Genomic DNA, 3,646 nt, shown 5'->3' with positions numbered 1-3,646 from the left:
TTAGGACAACTCATGAAAGTAAGTCCAAAAAATCCTTTGTTTATTAGTTCTGCGATTGGAGCAGCACTGGATCCAACAACAGCACATGCACCAACAGGACCAAAGTTACCGAATATACCGCAACCACAAGAACCATTACCCTCTTCTATTGTTCCTCACATGGAAATGCCTTTTGGTGTAGGTAATCATTCCCCTATGCCAAATGTACAGGCATTTGAAGCACAAGATCTTAAACCTCATATTAATGAACCAATGCAAGCTAGACCAGTGGATACAGCGGCTCAAACACCACCTTCAGCACCGACAGATTTAGAGAAGTTTTTACAGTCTAATACTTATAAGTTTTTTCAATCGGATGCTTATAAGAAGCTTCAAGATCTTTTTGCAGGTATGGCAGCAGCCCCCTCTGGTGGTTCTGGATGGGATGCGCTTGCAAGTGGAGTAAAACAGCTGAATGAAGGCGATAAACAAAGAGGTAAAGTTAACCAAACCGTCGAGTATCTAAAATCAAAAGGCTACAGTGAAGAAGAAGCGCGGGTTATAGCTGGGAATAAAGATGCGTTAAATGCGTTTTTTGTACAGACAATGAATGGTGGTAATGCTTCTAATAATAAGGAAGAAATGGACCGCTTACGAGAAACGATAGAACTTAAAAATAGTGAAGCTATCAGTAGTAATACACTCCATGACATTGAACGTTTTATGAATTATATAGAAGAGAATGGTGGATGGGCTACAGGTAATTTAGCTGATTGGTTAGCTTTTTTCAGAGTTCCTGAACACCGTGATATGAAGTCACTCCTTGACTCGATTAAAAATCGTATAGGTATTGACCGCTTAGAAACGATGAGACGGTATTCACGCAATGGTGCTTCTGGATTTGGTAACCTCACAGAAAGAGAGCTTGAAATATTAAAGAGCTATTTAGGAGAGGTAGACTACAAATTGGGTCACAAAGAGCTGATGTTTAGATTGAAAAAAATTCGTGAGATTTTGGGTAAGATGAAATCAGACGTATTGTCCTTGCTAGAAAATGGTAACATTGCATTAACGCAAGAGAATGTTGATAAAGTTACATCTCAATCGCCTTTTATAAGACCTCAGAAAGGGTATAGTAATTTGCCTGTTGTGACCAGCAAAGAGCAAGAAGATGCCTTGCCTCGTGGTACACACTTTATTGGTGAAGATGGTAAGCGAAGAGTTAAGGGAGGATGAGATGGTATATATTCCTTATTCTCCTTTTGTTGAGGATATATCAGATGATGATGATACGACTTATAATTTACAATCTGCAACAGATACTTCTCCCCTTGATGGTAAGGATTGGACTAAGTTGCGTGCGCTTTGGAGTCATGGGGTGTCCGGTTTTGCAGCAGGATATAGTGATGAAGCGCAAGCAATTTGGGAGGCTGGACCTGTTGCTTATTGGCGTGGTGATAAACGAGCAGATGAGATCTATAACAGAAGGGTAGCAAAGGAGCGCGCTTACCAAAAAGCCTTGGAAGAAAAACATCCATGGTTGTCGTCTATTGGTTATATTCTTGGTTCAATTGTACCAACAGCTGCATCATTGGGTATCCCCGCATTAAATTTTTTAAGGGCAGGCTCTACTTTAGGAAGTTTGGGGAGGGGGGCTCTTGTAGGAGCAGGTTCTGGTGCTTTACATGGCTCTGGTGCTGGAGAAGGTTACAATGATACGGTGAATTCTGCGTTAGCTGGTGGTGTTGGTGGTGCTGTTTTGACACCGGTTGCTACTTTAGGAGGTATGGGTGTTTCTAAGGTAGCTCGTGGTATAGGAAATACTTTAAAGTCATCTCCACTTGTAAGGAATTATTTTAATCCTGCTCATAAAGAGGTTTCCAATAAAGCTTTGAGAGAAGTTGCTAAACATCTTTATAATAATAAAACTAAAAACATTACTGAACGCCTTGAGAAAGAACCCCATGAGGTGTTTTTGACAGACATGAATGAAAAGCTAAGACAAGCTTTGTGGAATTCCTCTAAAACAAATGAAGATGTTTTTAATATCTTAAAGCAAGCACATGAGAAAAGATTAGGCGGTTCTGTTCAACGTCTTGATGATATGATGGAACAGACAATTGCGCCATACCAGCATAGAGATACGTTAAGCAGGACGTTAAAACAGGAAGGGGATAGGGCACATGGTCCTCTCTATGCTCAAGCCTATCGTACTCCGATAGGAAAAGAGCATTATCCGGCTCTTAATAGGCTTTTTGAAGAAGAAGCATTTCAAGAAGCTGTTGAGCGAGCTGTTAAAACCTTAAGAAAAGACATTCGCAATGCAAAACCAGAAATGTTTTATTCTAGAGATTTTAGACATATTAATTATAAACCTACAATGGAGTTATTAGATCAAATCAAGAGGTCTCTTGATTACTTTTATAGAAAGAATAAAAATTCTGGCGATAATCAAATGGCTTCTGTATATCAATCGCTTAAGAAAGATTTAGTAGAGATAGCGGACAAGGTTTCTCCTATTTATAAAGCAGCTCGAGGTAGTGCAGAAAAATATGAAGGCTTTGAAGAAGCGATAAAACAAGGTAGGCGTGCTCTTAGCACGAAACTTGAAAAGAGTATTGAGAGGGATGCCGTTAAGGAAAATCTTTCTAAAGGAAACTGGACCGAACAAAATAATACCTATAAGATGGGGCTGAGGGATACATTAGATGATTTACTCAGAAAAAAGGATGATCCTATTAATGAATTCTCTAATCTTTTAAAGAAAAATCTTGCGTCTGAAAATCTTGAAAGAATTATAGGACCTGAACGGTTTTCTACTTTTAAAAAGGCAGTAGAGAAGGAGAAGTTCTATTCTGATGCGTCAAAAAAAGGTTATCAAGAATTTGAAGGCACTCCTGAGTTTTCTCTTTTTGATGGGGTTAATTTTTCCAATATGTGGAATTATCCTGTTGAAGGTTTAAAATTAGCACGAAATATATTTTATCATCCGAATGCTCCAGAGGCGCTACGGGCAAGACAAGAGCTAGAGCGTGGGATAGCGAAATTAGCAACTTTTGGAGTTAAAGGAATGGAGCGAAATGAAATTGCACAACTGATTCAAAGTGCTTTAAAGTGGCATCATGCAGGGGTATTAACAGATGGGGGGTTGAAGATTGTTTCTAGAGCTATAGCAAAAGGGCTAGGCCCTAGTGCTTCGATAGAGTACGCGAAATGACCCGTTATAATCCTTCAGTTGATCAAGCGATACGTCAAGCAGCGGTGCGTTATGGCTTGCCGGAAAGTTATTTATACCGTGTTGCCCAAGTTGAGAGTGGTGGCAATCCCAATGCAAGGAATCCACGTTCTTCTGCTGGTGGTCTGTATCAGTTTATAGACAGCACCGCCAAGCAATATGGTTTGCAAGACCGTTTTGACCCCATACAAGCAGCCGATGCGATGGGTCGGTTCACACGGGACAATCGCAACCATTTAAGCCGTGTTTTGGGGAGAGCACCAACAGAGGTAGAATTGTATTTAGCGCATCAACAGGGAGCAGGAGGAGCCGCTCGCCTTTTGCAAAATCCCCATGCCAATGCAGCGCAATTGGTTGGCAGCAATGCGGTTGGTTTGAATGCAGGCAATAACGCAATGCGTGCTGGTGATTTTGCCAACCGTGTGTTTCAGA

At 40.6% G+C, this 3,646-nt stretch carries 3 protein-coding genes; all 3 read left to right on the top strand.

What is annotated here, in order from left to right; translation table 11 throughout:
• Positions 1-1,215, top strand: a 1,215-nt coding sequence (locus PVV64_RS10095; protein WP_273760857.1) for a hypothetical protein, incomplete at its 5' end; no start/stop codon positions are given.
• A 1-nt stretch (position 1,216) separates the two neighbouring features.
• Positions 1,217-3,196, top strand: a complete 1,980-nt coding sequence (locus tag PVV64_RS10090) for a glycine zipper family protein (RefSeq protein WP_273760856.1) — start codon at positions 1,217-1,219, stop codon at positions 3,194-3,196.
• Positions 3,193-3,646, top strand: a 454-nt coding sequence (locus PVV64_RS10085; RefSeq protein ID WP_273760855.1) for a transglycosylase SLT domain-containing protein, incomplete at its 3' end; no start/stop codon positions are given. The genes PVV64_RS10090 and PVV64_RS10085, both read left to right, overlap by 4 nt.

The organism is Bartonella sp. ML70XJBT.G (assembly GCF_028618575.1).
Classification (GTDB): Bacteria; Pseudomonadota; Alphaproteobacteria; order Rhizobiales; family Rhizobiaceae; genus Bartonella.
The sequence above is the reverse complement of the archived record's forward strand: the minus strand, read 5'-3'. Positions and strand labels throughout refer to the sequence as shown.